Here is a 16,614-nt window from a genome sequence, read left to right as displayed (position 1 = left end):
TATGCGACATAGATTTAAAACCTTAAGCACTGTAGTCCTATTCGGCGCAGCCGCGCTGGCGGGCGGCTGTGTGTCGCAAGCGCCGGAGGCGGTCTTTGAACCCGGGCCGATTGCAATTCACGGTAACGTGCAGACTTTCGAAATCGCGCCCGTGTTGCTCGCGGCCGAAGAGTTTTATTCCGACGAGGCGACGGTCAAGATGGGCGGGATTCCGAATCTGGTAGGCGCTCCGAGCATTCAGGGATTTGGCGAGGAAGGCGTGGCCGACGTGGCCACCCATGCGGAAACTCAGGCTCTGCGTTACTCGGTGGAGCATCCGAACATACGTATTGTGCTGACCGTGACGCGCGGGCTTTACCGCATTGTCGCCCGCCGCTCAGCGGGCATTGAAACGGTCGCCGACCTCAAGGGCAAGACTGTCGCCACCATCCCGCCGACATCGTCCGGCTATTTTCTCTTCTGCATGCTCGACAATGCGGGCCTCAGTTTCGACGATATCGAGCCGAAATCCATCGTGCCGCTGGCCGGCATGACCAAAGCGCTTGCCAATGGCGAGGTTGACGCGGTCGTCATCTGGGAGCCCTATAGCGGCAGCTCGGCGGACGTGTTGGGCGACGATCTGATCGAGTTTTCCGGCAAGGAAATCTATTCCGAGCATTTCGATCTCAACACCACGGCGGAGAACCTCGCCGACCCGGAGCAGCGCGCGAAGGTGGTCGCTTTCGTGCGCGCCACGATGGACGCCGTTGAAGCGATGAAGCAAGACCCTTCAGCCGCCAAGGCGCTGGTCAACGAAAAGGGCGGCTTCACGATGGAGGAAATCGAACGTTCCTGGAGTCACCATGATTATACGGCGAGTTATCCAGACAACCTGCTGGATATTCTGGTCAAGGAAGAACAGTGGCTGGCTGAGCGGAATGATCGTGTGCCGCGCAGCCGCGAAGAATTGTCGACGCTTATCGACAGGAGCGTCTATGAAGAAGCTCTGGCGCTTAGCGGCGAATGATGTGTTTCTATTCGCGATAAGGCCGGACAAATCGGGTCAGGGCAGCCGGCGGCTCACAGTTGAGCTGGCGGCGTCCTGTTTTCCGACAGGACGCGAATGTAACGAGGCGAAGCATGGCTGTTGAAATTTCGGATTCTCCTCTTCTTCTCGTCACCGGCGGCAGTCGCGGCATTGGCGCAGCAACGGCGCTCGCCGCGGCGTGCGCGGGCTACGACGTCGCGCTCACCTATGTCGCCAATCAGGCGGCGGCCGAAAAGGTCGCGGATGAAATTCGTGCACTCGGGCGCCGCGCCGTGATCATCAAGGCGGACATGGGCGTTGAAAGCGATATTGAGAAGATGTTCGCTGAAGTCGACGCCGCTGGCGGGCTGAAGGCGGTTGTCTACAACAGCGCCGTCACTGGAGAGAACTCCACGCTCGCAGACGCGCGGAACGAAACCCTGCGCGAAGTTGTCGAGGTCAATCTTCTTGGCGCGCTAATGGTGGGGCGCGAGGCGGTGAAACGTCTTTCGACGAAACATGGGGGGCGGGGCGGCTCGATCGTCTTCATCTCGTCGCGTGCGTCGGATTACGGATCAGCGGGCGAATATGTCTGGTATGCAGCTTCAAAAGGCGGCGTCGACAGCCTGACTATCGGGCTTGCGCGCGAGGTCGCGCGCGAAGGCGTTCGCGTCAACGCGGTTTCGCCAGGCCCCATTGCAACGGACATGCACCGGCCCGGCCGGCTTGAAGCGGCGATCGAGCGCTTTCCTTTCGGTCGCGCGGGAACGCCGGACGAGGTGGCCGAAGCGGTGATGTTTCTCTTATCGGAAAAAGCCTCGTTTACATCTGGCGCGATTTTGAACGTATCCGGCGCCGCTTGAGGCGTTTTTTATGGGCATGGCTTCAATCATGACTGCATCAAGCGGCCATCTCACCCAGGCCCGCCTGCCAGCTCCGGTCCGGACTTTCGGGGAACGACTATCCGGCCAGCTGGTTTCCGGGGCTTTCCGGGCCGGCTGCGTATTTGATCGAACAGGCGTTAATTTTGGATCATCGCGGACGCTGCCGGCGCCTGTGCTTGCAACGAGCGGTCATGCGCCTGAAGCTGCAGGCAAGCGGCTAAATGATATGGGAGGATTGCAATGACGGCCGGAAAGCTGGGCAGAGCGTTCGTTGTTTTGTTGCTCGTTCTGTTTTTTACGGGCTGCAATGACACGTCAAAGGGGGAAAGCGTTGAACCGGCCCTAAAGTCCGGCGGAAAAGAGCGGCGGGTGGAGGGCTTGGACAATCTGGCGCGCAGTGTGGAACGACTCGAATCTCTGCGCGCGGTCAAGGATCTTCAGCGCCATTACGCGCAATATGAACAATATTCCCTGTGGGGCGACATGGCGGCCCTTTTTGCGAAGGACGCGCGGGTCGAATGGGGCGATGAGAAAATCGACGGGCGTGATGCGATTTCAGACTGGCTGAATGAGGGCGGCGATCTCGCGCCCGGCGCGCTCAATACCGAATTCATCGACGAGCCGCTGGTCAATCTTTCCGTCGACGGTGATAGCGCCAAGGGCCGCTGGATGAGCCTCGCCTTTAAGGGCGACGGGCAAGGCCGGGCCTGGTTTGAGGGCGGCCTTTACGAAAACGATTATGTGCGCGAGGACGGCGTCTGGAAAATCGCCGTCATGCGGTACTATCCGCAGTATGAAGGCGATTACGCTGAAGGCTGGAAGAATGTCGGCGGCGAAGATATTCCGATCATTCCCTATCATTTCACGATCGATGAAACCGGTGTGCCGATCCCCGAGCCGGAAGGCGATGCGCCTGAGAGCGATGCATCGCTCGACAGTCTCGAACAGCGCATTGCGGCCATGAACGACGAAGACGACGTGCGCAATCTGCAAAACGCCTATGGCTATTATGTGGACCGCAAGATGTGGGACGATGTGGTCGATCTTTTCGCCGAAGACAGTGCGGTGGAAATCGCGGGCGCCGGCGTTTTTAAGGGACCGGAAGGCGTGCGCGAAGCCATGGAGCTTATGGGCCCGGCGGGGCTCGGTCACGGCGAGCTTAACGAGCACCCGCTTTTCGACACACTCGTCAGAGTCGTGCCGGACGGGAACGAGGCGGAAACCCGCGGCATCGAGCTCGCCATGCTGGGCGATGCTGACGAGGATGCAGCTTCATGGAAAATCAGCGTTTACCGCAACCGGTTCGTCAAGGAAGGCGGCATCTGGAAGTTCAAGGAGATGCGCCTTTATCCCATGATGAAGGCCGATTATGACGAAGGCTGGGGCTCGGGCGAGGGCGTCGAGCACAGGTTTCCGGCCTTTCTCAGCCCCAATCCGGGTACAGGAAGTCCTGTGGATGTGGCCGATTTTATGGTGGTTGCAAAAGACGACCTGACTGGCACGGTCGACCAATCGGACAGTGGTGAAGAAACGGCGCAAGCGCCAGAAGACCGTCTCGTCGATTTGCGCCGGCGGCTGAAACGGTCTGAGGCCTATGATGCGGTAGTGAATGTCTCAGCCGCTTATGGTTATTATCTCGATGATTTTCAGTGGACGAAGCTTTCCTCGATCTTCGCCGAAGACGGCAACAAGCAATCGCCCTTCGCCGGCTTTTATCTGGGCCAGGACCGCATCATGGGCGCGGCGAACGCCATGTGGGGGCCGCCGCGCGAAATGCGCCCGGCGGTGTCGTTCCACTGGCGCACCCAGCCGGTCATCCATGTCTCCCATGACGGGCGCTCGGCCAATCTGCGCACGCGGCTTTTCCAGCCGCGCACCTCGAAAGACCCGGATGCGCCGTCCCGGTTTTACATGGGCGGGCTTCATGGAGGCATGTATCCCAACGATCAGCTGGTGCTGGAAAACGGCGTCTGGCGGTTCTGGAGCCTCACTATCGACGAACATTATTTCGCAATGCCGAATTGGGAAGACGGATGGTCCGGCGCGGAAGAGCCGGAGGCGGAGGCCGAGCCTTATCGCAGTCCGCTGCTCGACAAATATCCGCCTGACATTCTCTTAACCGAACTCGGCGAACGCCAGGAAGGTTTTCGCGGCGGCACAGGCGAAACCGTCGATTGGCCGGGCATTTTGCCCATGTGGTTCCACTATCGAAATCCGGTGAGCGGGCGCACGCCTGAGCATTATTGGCCTGACTGCGTGCCCTGCGAGAAACTTTCCGAAGCGCGCCTGACCGAGCACGGCTATGAAATGCCGCCCACTGGACCGGAGATCGACGGCGTCGAGCTACGCTGATGCGGTCCACGCGACAGAAGGACGGCTTGCGGCGACCCGCCATGAGGCAGGTGCAAATTTATGCGCCTTCCGGGGCAAGATCGAGTGGGTCGGCCTCTGTTAAAAAGTGGAAAAAAACCGGACTTAACGGGAGGAAAGGGCGGCGCGCCGCTTAAGCGTGAAAGCATGAATCTGAAAAGCGTTATTTCCCTTTTGGGGCGACTGGTCCTGGCATTTCTGGGCGCGGCGGCGGTGATCGCCTGCACGCCATCCGCGAAAAACGAGACTTCATCTCCCGCACAAGCGGTGTTTGAGCCCGACCCGCCTCACGTTTGCGATTTCTGTGAGCGACTGAATGAGCCCATGGCGCCGTTTCAGGTTTACGGGAACACTTATTATGTCGGCACGGCGATGATCTCTTCGGTTTTGATCGCGTCCGATGACGGCCTTGTCCTCATCAATGGCGGCATGACCCAGACTGCGCCCCGTATCGTCGACAATATCGAAGCGCTCGGCTTTTCGCTCGCTGACCTCAAGCTGATTTTTAACAGCCATCCTCACTTCGATCACGCCGGCGGGATCGCCGCGCTGGAGCGCGCGACCGGCGCCGAGGTCGCCGCAAGCATTGAAAGCGCAAAGGCGTTGGAGATGGGCCATCCCACGGAAGACGATCCCCAGCGCGGCATTGAAGACAATGTCTTTCCGGCCGTTCCAGACGTGCGCGCTGTCAAAGACGGCGAGGCCCTTGCGGTCGGCGATGTCAAAATCACGGCCCGTTACATGCCCGGCCACACGCCCGGCAGCGCGGCCTGGACCTGGCGCTCCTGCGAAGAGGACCGCTGTCTCGACGTGGTCTTTGCAGATACGTTCTCAACGCGTTCCGCGCCCGGTTTCCGCTTTACCGATGATCCGGAGCGGGTTGAGACATTCCGCAATTCCATTGCGAAAGTCGCGGGTCTGCCTTGCGACATACTGCTTGCGCCGTCGCCGCTTTCCATTGACGTGGAGGCGAAACTAAAAGCCCGCGAGGAAGATCCTGAGACCAATCCTTTCATCGATCCGGATGCTTGCCGCGCCTATGCCGAGGCCGGAACCGGCCGGCTTGAAAAACGCCTCGCCGAAGAAGCCTCGGATCAATAGCCGCAGCGCAACGACACAAAAAACAGGCATAATCAATGAGCATGACAGACAGTGTTGAAGAACCCGCGCGGGGCGGGCCGTTCGCCTGGTATCAGGCAGCGAATAAAAAGGTCCGCCGGGTTTTCTGGACATGCTCGGTCGCATGGACGCTCGATGCGATGGATGCGCTCGTTTATCAGTATCTCATTCCGATCGTTATCGCCGCCTTCGGCATCAGCCTTGCGCAAGCTGCGGCCATCGCCAGCGCCAGCTATTTCGCCTCCGCCGTGGGCGGATGGATGGGCGGCTGGCTCGCCGACAAATTCGGGCGCGTGCGCATCCTGCAGATCACCATTTTGTGGTTCTCGCTGTTCTCTTTCCTGTCCGGTTTCGCGCAGACTTACGAACAGCTTCTGGTCCTTCGCGTGTTGCAGGGCCTTGGCTTCGGCGCCGAATGGGCGGTGGGGGCCGTGCTTCTCGGCGAGATTGTCGCGCGCAAGGACCGCGGCAAGGCGATCGGCTCGGTGCAGAGCGGCGTCGCTGTGGGTTCAGGTCTCGCCGCGCTTCTGGCCGGCCCGTTCGTCGCCATGTTCCCGCTCGAGCTCGGCTGGCGCGTGGTGTTCTGGGTCGGTCTTCTGCCGGCGATCCTGATCTTTTTCGTGCGCCGCGGTGACGACGATTCGGAAGTCTTCAAAAAGAACAAGGCGCAGCGCGAGGCGGAAAAACGCTCGGTGACGCCGCTCGAGATCTTCCGCCTGAAATATCTGCGCGTCACAGCGCTCGCCGCGCTCCTTGCGGTCGGCGCGCAAGGGGCGGGCTATTCGGTCTCGAGTTATCTGACGACGTTCCTGCAGAATGAGCGCGGCATTTCAGCGTCGACGGCGGGCATCTTCGTTCTTCTGAATAGCGTCGGCGCCTTTTTCGGGCTGATCACCAACGCCTATTTCAGCGACCGCTTCGGGCGGCGCATGGCTTTCCGTCTTTTCGGTCTCGGTTTCATTATTGCGACGTCGATTTATCTTTGCGCGCCGCTCGGCAGTTCAGCCTATCTGCTGATCCCCGCCGGCATTGTCCAGAGTTTCTGCCAGTTCGGTCTTTACGGCTCCTTCGGCCCTTATTTCACGGAGCTTTTTCCGACGGAAATCCGCGCCTCGGGCCAGGCTTTCGCCTATAATTTCGGGCGGGCGGTCAGCGGCATCTTCATTCAGGGCGTGGCGATTTTCGCGGCGGGCCTGGCGCTCAACGTCTCCATGACGGTGATGGGCAGCATCGGGGTTCTGTGCGCCCTCGTGGCGACGGTGCTCCTGCCGGAGACGGTGGGCCGGGATCTCAACGAGCTCGACGAAAAACGGGCGTAAAAACTTGCTGCGCCGCGGTGGTATGGCGGAGCTCACGGCCTGCCTGCCGCAGGCGTCAAGAGATTGATCCGGTTCGATAAAGCTCCGCTGACGGGCGGGCCGGTATGATTATGGACAGGTCATCAGCATGAAACAGTTCCACCAGTTTTGCGCCGAACGCGGCGGAAGCCTTCTTGGCACATGGCTCAAAATCCCGAGCCTGGCTACGGTGGAAATGATGGGCCATGCGGGCTTCGACTTCCTTGTCATCGACATGGAGCACGCCCCGCACAGCCTCGATCAGGTCTACCAGTTCATTTTCGCAACGCAGGCCTCGGGCATGGCCGCGCTCGTGCGTCTGCCCGATCATAACGGCTCGGACATTCAGCGCCTGCTCGATTCCGGCGCCGACGGGCTTCTGGCGCCGCGCATGACCAGCGTCGAAACCGCCGAGCGCCTGACGAACCAGATGCTGTTCAGCCCCAAAGGCGAACGCGGTCTTGGGACGACGTCGCGCGCCGGGCGTTGGGGGCTTGCGCCCATGGAGGATTATCTGAAGCGCGGCGACGAAGAATGCTTGCGCATGGTGCAGCTTGAAAACTGGGAGACGCTGAACGCCGTCGAGGATTATCTGGCGGTTCCCGGCGTCAACGGCGTTTTTGTGGGCCATGGCGATCTCTATCTTTCCAGCGGCAAGCCGGCTTCCGATCCCGAGGTCCGTCAATTGACGCAGCGCGTTTGCGATGCGGCGCGCAAAGCCGGCAAGCTGTGCGGCGCCGCCGCTGCAACGCCGGAAGACGCCAGAATTTATCGCGAGATGGGTTATTCGCTCGTCATGGTGAGCAATGACGCGACCCTTTTCGCAAAGGCGGCCGCGGATGCGGTCGCGCAAAGCAAGTCCAGTTCATAATAACGAAACGAGGTTGAGATGAGCCAGTCCGCGGATCCCCGTTCCCGTCTTTCCACTAGCGGCGCGCCTGCGTCGGCGAGCGGCCAGCCCTTTTCCCCCGGCGTCTATGCGCGGTTTTACGACATGGCTCCGCAGGAAGAGACGGACAAGGCGAAGACCTGGATGGCGCGCGGCCAGAACCCCATCGTCGCGGTTTCCGAAGCTGAGGCCGGCGCGGTTTTCGAGCGCAAAAATCAGCCCGACGAATATGTCCTGATCTTGCCCGATGCGGAAACCAGCGCGCGGGTCACCGCCGGCGGCGAGACGAAGGACATTGACGGCTTCACCATCACCATCGTGCCGCCGGGTGACAGTACGATCGAGGTGACCGGCGGCGGGCAGGTTATCCGCCTGTTCACGAGCCAGTCTCAGGACCTTGCGGACAAAACCGCGAATGCGGACGGCTATCGCGAGCCGCATCCGCATATTCCGCCGTTCAAGCCGTGGCCCGAACCGCCGGAAGGCTACAAGATCCGCAGCTACAGCCTCGACGTGCCCGATGAGGAAGGGCGTTTCGGCAAGATCTGGCGCTGCACGACTTTCATGGTGAATGTGTTCCCGCCGCAAAACGGGCCGCGCGATCCGTCGAAACTCTCCCCGCACCATCATGACGAGTTCGAGCAATGCTCGCTCGTCATTGGCGGGGAATATGAACACCATTTGCGCTGGCCGTGGACGGCGAATATTGCCGAATGGCGCGATGACGATCATGAAAAATGCGGCGCGCCGTCGGTGACGGTGATTCCGCCCAAAGCCATTCACACCTCGGCGGCGATCGATCCGGGCGTCAATCTCCTGATCGACATCTTTTCGCCGCCGCGCGAGGATTTCTCGAAAATGGAAGGCTGGGTGCTGAACGCCGAGGAGTATCCGATGCCGCCGGAGCTCAAAGACTAGGCTCGTCTAAAACGCCGTGCGATCTGCGCCCTTGAGGTCCAGCAATTGGCGGGCCTCATCGGGCGTTGCGATTTCAAGCCCCAGCTCTTCGATGATCGTCCGCACCTTGCGCACTTGTTCGGCGTTGCTCTTCGCCAGCTCGCCGCGTCCGATATAAAGGCTGTCCTCGAGCCCGACCCGGACATTGCCGCCGAGTAGCGCCGACTGATTGCAGAAGGTCATCTGGGCGCGCCCCGCCGCGAAGGCCGAAAACACATAGTCCTCGCCGAAGAGGCTGTCGGCGATGGTGACCATGTGGGAGAGATTGCGCGGGTCCGCGCCGATGCCGCCGAGAATGCCGAAAATCCCCTGAATGAGAAAGGGCGGTTTGATGAGGCCTTTGTCGGCGAAATGCGCCAGGGTGTAGAGATGGCCGATATCGTAGCATTCGAATTCGAAACGGGTGCCGTAAGCCTCGCCGACTTCGCGCATGATGCGTTCGATGAAGCTGTTCGAATTATACATGATGCGGTCGTTGGAGGTTTCCACATAGTCGCGCTCCCACTCATGCGCCCAGGTCTCGACCTTGGCGCCGGCGGCGCTGAAGTCGAAAATGAGGGGGCCCATATTGAGCGAGCAGATTTCCGGCTGCGCCGCATGGGCCCCTTCGAGCCGGTCATCGAGGGACATGTTGGCGCTGCCGCCGGTGGAGATGTTGATGACCGCGTCGCTCGCCTGCTTGATGCGCGGCAGGAAGGCCATGAAATCCTTCGCCGCGGGGCTCGGGCGTCCGTCTTCCGGATTGCGGGCGTGAAGATGCAGGATCGCGGCACCGGCCTCCGCCGCCTCGACAGAGGCCTGTGCGATCTCGTCGGGCGTCACCGGCAGGTAGGGCGACATGGAGGGCGTGTGGATTGAGCCCGTCGGCGCGCAGGTGATGATGACCTTTTTGCTTTTGCGCATATCAGACTTTCCTAAAGGCCGGCGTGGCAGAGATATTTGAGATTGAGATATTCCATGAGGCCGTGCGACGAGCCTTCGCGGCCGAGGCCGGACATTTTAACCCCGCCAAAGGGAACGACCGCGGTGGAGATAAGCCCGGTGTTGATCCCCACCATGCCGCTTTCAATGGCGCGGCCGACCCGGGCGATGGTCGCCGGGTCTTCCGAACACAGATAAGCGGCGAGGCCGAAGGGCGTGTCATTGGCGAGCCGGACGCCGTCTTCCGCCGTCTCGAAGGGAATGACCCCGGCGAGGGGGCCAAAGGTTTCCTCGCGCGTCAAAAGCGCGTCCGGCGCGACGTCGCGCAGAAGCGTTGGCGGCATCAGGCGGCCATCGGATGCGCCGGCGCCGGCGAGGACTTTCGCGCCGCCTTCGACCGCTTCGTCGAGATGCTCGCGCACCTTGGCGACGCCAGGCTCGTCGATCAGCGGGCCGATATCGGATTTTTCATCAAAGCCGTCGCCGAGGACGAGCCCATCGACCCGCGCCGCGAACGCCGCGAGGAATTTTTCGTAAATGCCCTTTTGGGCGTAGATGCGGTTGGCGGCGATGCAGCTCTGGCCGCTATTGCGGAATTTCGCCACGAGCGCGGTTTCGACAGCTGTCTCGAGGTCGGCGTCGTCGAAGATCAAAAGCGGCGCGTTGCCGCCGAGCTCCAGCGACAGGCGCTTGATAGAGGGCGCCGAGGCTTCCATCAGCTTGGCGCCGATTTCGGTGGAGCCGGTGAAGCTGATTTTGCGCACTGCCGACGATGCGGTCAGAAGACCGCCGATCATGCCGGCCTTGCCGGTGACGACATTGAGAACCCCCGGCGGCAGTCCCGCCTCTTCTGCGAGGACGGCGAGGGCGTAAGCCGAAAGCGGCGTTTGGCTCGCCGGTTTGGCGACCATGGTGCAGCCCGCGGCGAGCGCCGGCGCGGCTTTGCGCGTCAGCATGGCGAGGGGGAAGTTCCAGGGCGTGATGGCGGCGCAAACGCCGATGGGTTCGGGCTCCAGCAGGAGACGGCGCCCCTCGACGGGCGAGGGGATGGTCTCTCCGAAAATGCGGCCCGCTTCGTCGGCGTAGAACTCGATGAAGCCGGCGCCGTAAGCGACTTCGGCGCGCGCTTCCTTCAGCGGCTTGCCGTTTTCGAGCGTGATCAGCCGCGCAAGATCTTCCTGATGGTCCATGACGAGCTCGAACCAGCGCCTCAGGATCGCGCCGCGATGACGGGTCAGCTCTTTCGCCCATCCGGGAAAGGCTTTCTCCGCCGATGAGATCGCGGCCTTTGCCTGGTCTTCGGAAACGGAGGGCGCCCGCCCGATGATCTCGCCGGTGAACGGATCATCGACGTCGATAGAGGCGCCGCCATCGGCCTCGAGCCATTTCCCGTCGATATAGGCTTTGTCGCGGATCAGGTCGGCGCGGGAAAGCGCGCCGCGCGCGAGCGCGCCGTTTTCAGCATTCGCCCCAGCATCAGCCATTGTCGTCGTCCAGATTGGGGTTGGTCACCGGCGTGCCTCCTTCATACCAGTGCTCAAAGCGGCGATAGGTGCAAAGCCAGCGTCCGTCTTCGGCGCGTTTGAAACGGTCGGTCGCAAGCGAGATGGTTGTCGGCGGCTGCGTCGGCAGCACTTTCTCGCCATTCTCGGCATAGAGAAAAAGAAAGTTCGTCGCTTCCGCCGTGTCGGGCCCGGTGAAGCGGGCGCGGAAATTGGTGAAAGAATGAACCGAAAGGCGCGGGCCTTGTTTCACGCGCCAGTCGTAAAATTCCTGAATTTTCGCCTTGCCGTAATAAGATGCGAACTGGCCATGAAACTCGGCGTCGTCGGTGTAGTAGTCAGAGGCGTTGCGTCCTCCGTTCGTGTCGATTTCGTGCCAGTACTCCGCCAGAAGTAAGGAAAGTTCTGCATTCAGCTTGAGGACGTCATCCTGATACACCGCCGCGCTCCTTCATTATTATTCCGCGGCACAGGCCGCGGTGAAGCATCGCGATGTCTTCCCCCGGCGTCTTGTTCGGAGGGGAAAAAAGACTTGAGCGGAGCGGTCCCGATCAGTTATGCGCGCCGGTGAAGGCGCTGCGATACTCCCGCGGCGCCATGCCGAACTTGTCGCGGAAACAGCGTGTGAAATGCGCGGCGCTGTTAAACCCCCAGGAAAAGGCGATCTCGGTCAGCGTATGACCGTTCCAGGCGGGGTTTTTCATCTGGCGGGCGCATTCCTCGAGGCGCCGGCGCAGGATGAAAGCCGAAATTTTTTCACCCGACACGGAAAACACCGCCCGGAGATAACGCGGCGAAAGATTGAGACTCTGCGCAATCGACGCGGAAGAGAGTTCGGGATCGCGCAGATTGTCCTCGATGAAGGAGATGACGTCATTGCGCCGCCGCCACAAAATGGCGGACTCTCCGGAAATGTCGAATCCGGCCGTGTACGACATGGAAATCATCTCAAGCAAATGACGCGCGACGCGTTCTTCATGATCGCGGCTGATCCCTCTGCCGACGCCCTCGCTCAGCGACGCCACCATCGCCCCGAGCGTGCCGGCGAGACCGACGGCGTGGCCGAGGCGCAGGCCGCTGAATTGCTCTGGTGTCGGAAGATATTCGCGAAGCAGCGAGGGCAGGACGCGCACCATAATGGTGACGGAGAAATCTTTCGTGTCGAAGAAATGCGGGAGGCCGGTGTCGACGAGAACGAAATCGCCGGCGTCGAGATTCGACTCATGTCCGCAATGGTGAATGGTGCTGCTGCCTTTTGCCTGCAGGAGGAGTGAATAAATTCGCGGCCTGTTATCGTTGATGTGATCCTTGCTGCGTTCTACGCAATAACGATCCATGGTAAGTTTTGCGAGTTTAACGGGGCCAAGCGTTCCAATGCTGAGTTCGGCGCCAAAGCCTTGTTTATCGGCCGGCGTGAATTCGACTTGACTCATCCTTGTCGCGTAGAGAGCATTCCAAGCTGCGGTCCGGCCGTTTGTCGGCAAGCCGATCGTGCTGAACTTCTCCATCTGCACTCCTCCCACTCGGCCCGGCTTATGGACGCCGGTGTCATAAGCGGCTTTTTACCACCAATAACAGACTTTTGCACCGACCTTGAGCGGCGTCAAGCTGAGCGAAGCGGGCATGCGGATGGGTGAAAAGAACGCTGAAATTTGCGAACAATCGCCTCTTTTCCTGTCGACGCAAAATGCGGACAGGCCGTGCAGCGTTAACGCTAACCGCGCTCGCTTTGAACCTTTGGTTCAAAGGGCGGCTTTGTAAATTCCAACCGCGTCCCGCTCAGTGACGATGCGCGGATTGCGTTCGAGAAGGCGCGTGACTGTCATTGCGGCTTCGGCCATGCGCGGGATGGCTTCTGCGCTGATTCCGAAAGAAGACAGGCGCTGTTCAATATTACAGCATTCTGCAAGGTCGATGATTTTCTCCACGCCTCGCCTAGCGGTTGTAACATCGTCGCCTGCATCGCTTGCGCCGAGAGCGCGGGCGATGGCTGCATAACGCGCCGGTTCAGCTTCGAGATTAAACTCCAGGACATGCGGCAGAAGAAGGGCGTTGGCGACGCCATGCTCGATATGAAATTCGCCGCCCAAGGGATAGGCGAGCGCATGCACGGCGGCGGTGTTGACCGGTCCCAGGCACATGCCGCCATAAAGGCTTGCGAGCAGCATCGCCTCACGGGCAGCCAAGTCGTCGCCCTGTTTGCAGGCGCGCTCCAGATTATCCGCGATCAGCCTGACGCCGGCCAGCGCGTAAATATCCGCAATCGGATGAGCGAATTTGTTCGTATAAGCCTCGATGCAGTGTGTGAGGGCGTCGAATCCCGTCGCCGCGGTCACGGCGGGGGGCATGCTCACAGTCATTAACGGGTCGAGATAGGCGGCGTCCGGGACGAGATGGCGGCTGACGGCGCCTTTTTTGAGGTCTTCCGCCTCGTCGGCGAGAATGGCGATGGGCGTCACTTCGCTGCCGGTGCCGGCGGTCGTCGGGATGCAGGCGAGCGGCAAGGACCGGCCTTTGAGGAAATCGACGCCGATCACCTCGTCGATGGTCTGCGCGCCATCATAGAGCGCGGCGACAAGCTTGGCGACATCCATGCTGCTGCCGCCCCCGAGGCCGATGACGGCGTCCGCACTGAAATCCCGTGCTTTTTCGAGCGCTTCGGCGAATTCATCTAGGGTCGGCTCGCCTTTGAGATTGTCCCAGATCTTCGCCGCGCCGCCGCGTTTATCGATGACAGCGAGCAGCGGATCGCAAAGAGACCTTGTCGGCGGCGTCGTCACGATGAACACATGCTTCACCCCGCGGTCCATCAGATCTTCGGCGCAGCATTTTGCCGCCCCGCTTCCGAAGGTCAGGGTTCCGACGTTGAAAAGCGTGAGAAGACGTTCGTTCGGCTGCGTCATGCGCCGTTACTCCGGCCCGGGGGAGGGCCCGGTTCTTAAATACTGTTTGCCGCACTTTATGATACTTTCCAGGCTTGGGTTTGATCCTTTCGGCGCCAGGATTTGAGCAATCGGCTATTTTTGCAGAGACCTCCGGATCCCGCTTGCCATGCGGCTTCCCGCCCCCTTAGAGGTCTTTCAAGAATATCGCCTTGAGACGAAAGGAAGCGCCATGACCGACCCGCTTTTTTCCATTGACGGCAAGATCGCCCTCGTCACGGGCGGAACCAGCGGCATTGGCCTGATGATCGCTCGCGGGCTGACACGCCGCGGCGTCAAAACTTACATTACCGGGCGCGATGAAAAAGCGACGGCGGAACTCGCCGAAACGCTCTCGGCCGAGGAAAACGGCGGCTGCATCGGTCTGGGCGCCGACCTTGCGGGCGAGGACGGGCCCCGGCATCTCGCCGAAGCGCTCGCCGAACGCGAGACTGCGCTCCATATTCTGATCAATAACGCCGGCGCGGGCGAGGCCGCTCCGCTGCCTGACGTCTCGGTGGCCGACTGGGACATGGTGATGAACGTCAATCTGCGGGCGCCGTTTTTCCTGGTGCAAAAACTCCTGCCGCTTCTGGAAAAAGCGGCCAGCGCGAGCGATCCGGCGCGCGTGATCAATCTCGGGTCTATTGGCGGGTTGCATATTCCGAATTGGGATGCGTTCCCCTATGGCGCGTCAAAGGCGGCGATCCATCACTTGACCCGCGCGCTGACGAAACGGCTCGGTTCAAGCCGCATCACGGTGAACGCCATCGCGCCGGGGCCTTTCCCCTCGCGACTCACCGATACGAGCTTGGATGCAGTGAAAAAGAGTATCGAGACTTATGTGCCGCTCGGGCGGCCGGGCGAGCCGGAAGACGTCGAAGGACTGGTGGTCTTTCTCGCATCGCGGGCCGGCGCCTATGTCAATGGATCGACGATTCCGCTCGACGGCGGCTATATCGCGGCCCTCTAACCAAAAGCGCGATTGCGTTAAGGCGTCTAATTTCAAAACAACCAGAATGACGGTTGAGCCGAGACGGCGGATGCTGAATGGGCGCGACCGTCATTGCGGCAAGTTGTGGCTCCGTTTCAGGCAAGACCTCAAAAACGCTCCTGAATAGGCTTTGTAAAAACCTAAAAGAAATCGAGCAAGGGGAGGTGAAGATAGACATTATTTTCATGAGATTCTTCGCAATCTGTAAAACGGATTCGCCAAGCGCGCGCTGAGCAGATGCACGTGCTGACGTGTGGGAAAGACTTTGATTTTTGCCGGCCCGGGTCCTCCCTGGACATGGCCGGCCGTCGCCCCAGCCGGGTCGAGCACGAAATTTTCGCTGCTTGGTCCGGTCTGGGATGACGTATTTTTCAAGCAGGCGTGCGGGGCCTCAGGGCTGCTCAATGATCAATCAGGGCTGCTCAATGATCAAAAGGCGTACCCATACCTAATCAGTACGCATCTGAAAATCATGCAAAAGCCCGACAGACAGGCGTGGCGGACAAGAGTGAGTATGAAAAAACAAGAATATGCGAAAGGGCGCGGTGATGGTCGCTTCTTTGTTTGATACGCATGCGCATCTGATTTCCGATGACTGGGATAAATATCCGGCAAGGGCGCTGACGCCGGGTTTGCCGACGCCAGACAGGCCTAACTATACGGTGACGGTCGAATCGCTGATTGAGATGATGGATTCGCATAATGTCGAACGGGCTTGTCTCGTTCAGCGCGGTCATGTCTATGGTTTTGACAACAGCTACATCATCGACTCAGCGGCGAAATTTCCGGGCCGCCTGCATCCGGTGGTGATCCTGGATGCGCAGGACCCGGAAACGCCGGCCAAATACCGCCATATGGTGAAAAATGACAGCGTGTGCGGCTTTCGCATGGCGGCGGCGCGCCCCTGGTTGTGGGACACTGCGTGGATGAGTTCGCCGGCCGCCATGGAAATCTGGAAAGCCTGCGCCGATCTCGGCACGCCGATGACGATCATCTTTTATCAAAAGCATCTCTCCTACAACTTGCCGCTCCTGAAAATCATTGCGAAGCAATTCCCCGACCTTCCCATCATTATCGATCATGGCGGCATGCCTTACGGCATGACCCAGGTTGAGGTTGGCTATGCGGAGGAAGACGGCGAAGAGGTTATCATGCCTCCGCCGCCCGATTTCGGCATTAACGAAACGATTAAGATATTCGAAGATGTTCCCAACGTTTACTTCAAGTTCACGGAAATCAATATCGAGCGCCTTGCCGCAGAGAAAATCAGGCCAGCGCATATCGTTCGACGTTTGGTCGATGGTTTTGGACCCGACCGGCTGGTCTGGGGGTCGGATATCGGCCAGAGCATGCTGTGGTCATACAAGGAAAAAACGGAAATGGCGCGCAAGGCTGCGGACTTTCTGACCGAAGAAGAGGCGGTGAAGTTCCTTCACGACAACGCCGCGCGAATCTACAGCAACGCATGTTGAGAGCTCTTTTCATCCGTATGGAATGTTTAATGGTCAGCGCCCGGAATCACCTATGCCAGCTGCGGCAATCACGCGCCGCAGCGGGGGAGCGGCCTGGTCTGTGGCGGCGGCGGTTGCGGCGTGTGAACGGCGAGGCCGGCCGGTCGTTCATCAAAATGTTGAATTTTCCACGCGGCGAGGAAATCCACCACAAAATTTTGATCCGATTGGATCAAGCCGCGGCGCCGCGGCTCCGCTAGGCG

General features: G+C 60.2%; 14 protein-coding genes. 9 read left to right on the top strand and 5 right to left on the bottom strand.

What is annotated here, in order from left to right:
* The first annotated feature begins 1 nt into the window (after nucleotide 1).
* The 7 genes from CW354_RS18670 (at nucleotide 2) to CW354_RS18640 (ending at nucleotide 8,523) form a co-directional block, all read left to right on the top strand.
* Nucleotides 2–1,006: an ABC transporter substrate-binding protein gene (locus CW354_RS18670; protein ID WP_104831575.1), complete on the top strand. Its 1,005-nt coding sequence runs from the start codon at nucleotides 2–4 to the stop codon at nucleotides 1,004–1,006.
* Nucleotides 1,007–1,119: 113 nt separating this feature from the next.
* Nucleotides 1,120–1,869, top strand: a complete 750-nt coding sequence (locus CW354_RS18665; RefSeq protein WP_104831574.1) for an SDR family oxidoreductase — start codon at nucleotides 1,120–1,122, stop codon at nucleotides 1,867–1,869.
* A gap of 420 nt (nucleotides 1,870–2,289) precedes the next feature.
* Nucleotides 2,290–4,242 (top strand): nuclear transport factor 2 family protein, encoded by a 1,953-nt coding sequence (locus CW354_RS18660; protein ID WP_207764914.1) that lies wholly within the window; start codon nucleotides 2,290–2,292, stop codon nucleotides 4,240–4,242.
* 342 nt (nucleotides 4,243–4,584) lie between these two features.
* Nucleotides 4,585–5,361: a subclass B3 metallo-beta-lactamase gene (gene bla, locus CW354_RS18655; RefSeq protein WP_165793822.1), complete on the top strand. Its 777-nt coding sequence runs from the start codon at nucleotides 4,585–4,587 to the stop codon at nucleotides 5,359–5,361.
* 35 nt (nucleotides 5,362–5,396) lie between these two features.
* Nucleotides 5,397–6,698 (top strand): MFS transporter, encoded by a 1,302-nt coding sequence (locus CW354_RS18650; protein ID WP_207764913.1) that lies wholly within the window; start codon nucleotides 5,397–5,399, stop codon nucleotides 6,696–6,698.
* Between the two features lie 127 nt (nucleotides 6,699–6,825).
* The gene (locus CW354_RS18645) at nucleotides 6,826–7,587 is read left to right on the top strand and encodes an HpcH/HpaI aldolase family protein (RefSeq protein ID WP_104831571.1); all 762 of its coding nucleotides are present in this window, start codon (nucleotides 6,826–6,828) and stop codon (nucleotides 7,585–7,587) included.
* A gap of 18 nt (nucleotides 7,588–7,605) precedes the next feature.
* Nucleotides 7,606–8,523, top strand: coding sequence for a cupin domain-containing protein (locus CW354_RS18640; RefSeq protein ID WP_104831570.1), 918 nt, complete (start codon nucleotides 7,606–7,608; stop codon nucleotides 8,521–8,523).
* A gap of 6 nt (nucleotides 8,524–8,529) precedes the next feature.
* On the opposite strand, the gene kce is transcribed toward CW354_RS18640, so the two are convergent.
* The 5 genes from kce to CW354_RS18615 all read right to left on the bottom strand — a co-directional run bounded on the left by kce (nucleotide 8,530) and on the right by CW354_RS18615 (nucleotide 13,888).
* On the bottom strand, nucleotides 8,530–9,465 hold the full coding sequence (gene kce / locus CW354_RS18635; RefSeq protein WP_104831569.1) for a 3,5-dioxohexanoate:acetyl-CoA acetone transferase: 936 nt from the start codon (nucleotides 9,463–9,465) through the stop codon (nucleotides 8,530–8,532).
* Nucleotides 9,466–9,476: 11 nt separating this feature from the next.
* Nucleotides 9,477–10,967 (bottom strand): NAD-dependent succinate-semialdehyde dehydrogenase, encoded by a 1,491-nt coding sequence (locus CW354_RS18630; protein ID WP_104831568.1) that lies wholly within the window; start codon nucleotides 10,965–10,967, stop codon nucleotides 9,477–9,479.
* Nucleotides 10,960–11,424, bottom strand: a complete 465-nt coding sequence (locus tag CW354_RS18625) for a nuclear transport factor 2 family protein (protein WP_104831567.1) — start codon at nucleotides 11,422–11,424, stop codon at nucleotides 10,960–10,962. The genes CW354_RS18630 and CW354_RS18625 overlap by 8 nt, the downstream gene beginning before the upstream one ends.
* A 112-nt stretch (nucleotides 11,425–11,536) precedes the next feature.
* Nucleotides 11,537–12,493: a helix-turn-helix domain-containing protein gene (locus CW354_RS18620; protein WP_104831566.1), complete on the bottom strand. Its 957-nt coding sequence runs from the start codon at nucleotides 12,491–12,493 to the stop codon at nucleotides 11,537–11,539.
* Between the two features lie 234 nt (nucleotides 12,494–12,727).
* Nucleotides 12,728–13,888: an iron-containing alcohol dehydrogenase gene (locus CW354_RS18615; RefSeq protein WP_104831565.1), complete on the bottom strand. Its 1,161-nt coding sequence runs from the start codon at nucleotides 13,886–13,888 to the stop codon at nucleotides 12,728–12,730.
* A 211-nt stretch (nucleotides 13,889–14,099) separates the two neighbouring features.
* On the opposite strand from CW354_RS18615, the gene CW354_RS18610 reads away from it, so the two are divergent.
* The gene (locus CW354_RS18610; RefSeq protein ID WP_104831829.1) at nucleotides 14,100–14,879 is read left to right on the top strand and encodes an SDR family oxidoreductase; all 780 of its coding nucleotides are present in this window, start codon (nucleotides 14,100–14,102) and stop codon (nucleotides 14,877–14,879) included.
* Nucleotides 14,880–15,448: 569 nt separating this feature from the next.
* Complete coding sequence (locus CW354_RS18605) at nucleotides 15,449–16,372, top strand: amidohydrolase family protein (protein WP_104831828.1); 924 nt, start codon at nucleotides 15,449–15,451, stop codon at nucleotides 16,370–16,372.
* Nucleotides 16,373–16,614: the final 242 nt, after the last annotated feature.

It is taken from the genome of Hyphococcus luteus (assembly GCF_002943565.1).
GTDB lineage: Bacteria > Pseudomonadota > Alphaproteobacteria > Caulobacterales > Parvularculaceae > Hyphococcus > Hyphococcus luteus.
This window is presented reverse-complemented; position numbering and strand designations above follow the sequence as displayed.

Excerpts from the sequence above, each read along its gene's own strand:
- CW354_RS18670 (WP_104831575.1), top strand. The coding sequence starts at position 2 with ATGCGACATAGATTTAAAACCTTAAGCACTGTAGTCCTATTCGGCGCA.
- CW354_RS18665 (WP_104831574.1), top strand. The coding sequence starts at position 1,120 with ATGGCTGTTGAAATTTCGGATTCTCCTCTTCTTCTCGTCACCGGCGGC.
- bla (WP_165793822.1), top strand. The coding sequence starts at position 4,585 with ATGGCGCCGTTTCAGGTTTACGGGAACACTTATTATGTCGGCACGGCG.
- CW354_RS18650 (WP_207764913.1), top strand. The coding sequence starts at position 5,397 with ATGAGCATGACAGACAGTGTTGAAGAACCCGCGCGGGGCGGGCCGTTC.
- CW354_RS18645 (WP_104831571.1), top strand. The coding sequence starts at position 6,826 with ATGAAACAGTTCCACCAGTTTTGCGCCGAACGCGGCGGAAGCCTTCTT.
- CW354_RS18640 (WP_104831570.1), top strand. The coding sequence starts at position 7,606 with ATGAGCCAGTCCGCGGATCCCCGTTCCCGTCTTTCCACTAGCGGCGCG.
- kce (WP_104831569.1), bottom strand. The coding sequence starts at position 9,465 with ATGCGCAAAAGCAAAAAGGTCATCATCACCTGCGCGCCGACGGGCTCA.
- CW354_RS18630 (WP_104831568.1), bottom strand. The coding sequence starts at position 10,967 with ATGGCTGATGCTGGGGCGAATGCTGAAAACGGCGCGCTCGCGCGCGGC.
- CW354_RS18620 (WP_104831566.1), bottom strand. The coding sequence starts at position 12,493 with ATGGAGAAGTTCAGCACGATCGGCTTGCCGACAAACGGCCGGACCGCA.
- CW354_RS18615 (WP_104831565.1), bottom strand. The coding sequence starts at position 13,888 with ATGACGCAGCCGAACGAACGTCTTCTCACGCTTTTCAACGTCGGAACC.
- CW354_RS18610 (WP_104831829.1), top strand. The coding sequence starts at position 14,100 with ATGACCGACCCGCTTTTTTCCATTGACGGCAAGATCGCCCTCGTCACG.
- CW354_RS18605 (WP_104831828.1), top strand. The coding sequence starts at position 15,449 with ATGGTCGCTTCTTTGTTTGATACGCATGCGCATCTGATTTCCGATGAC.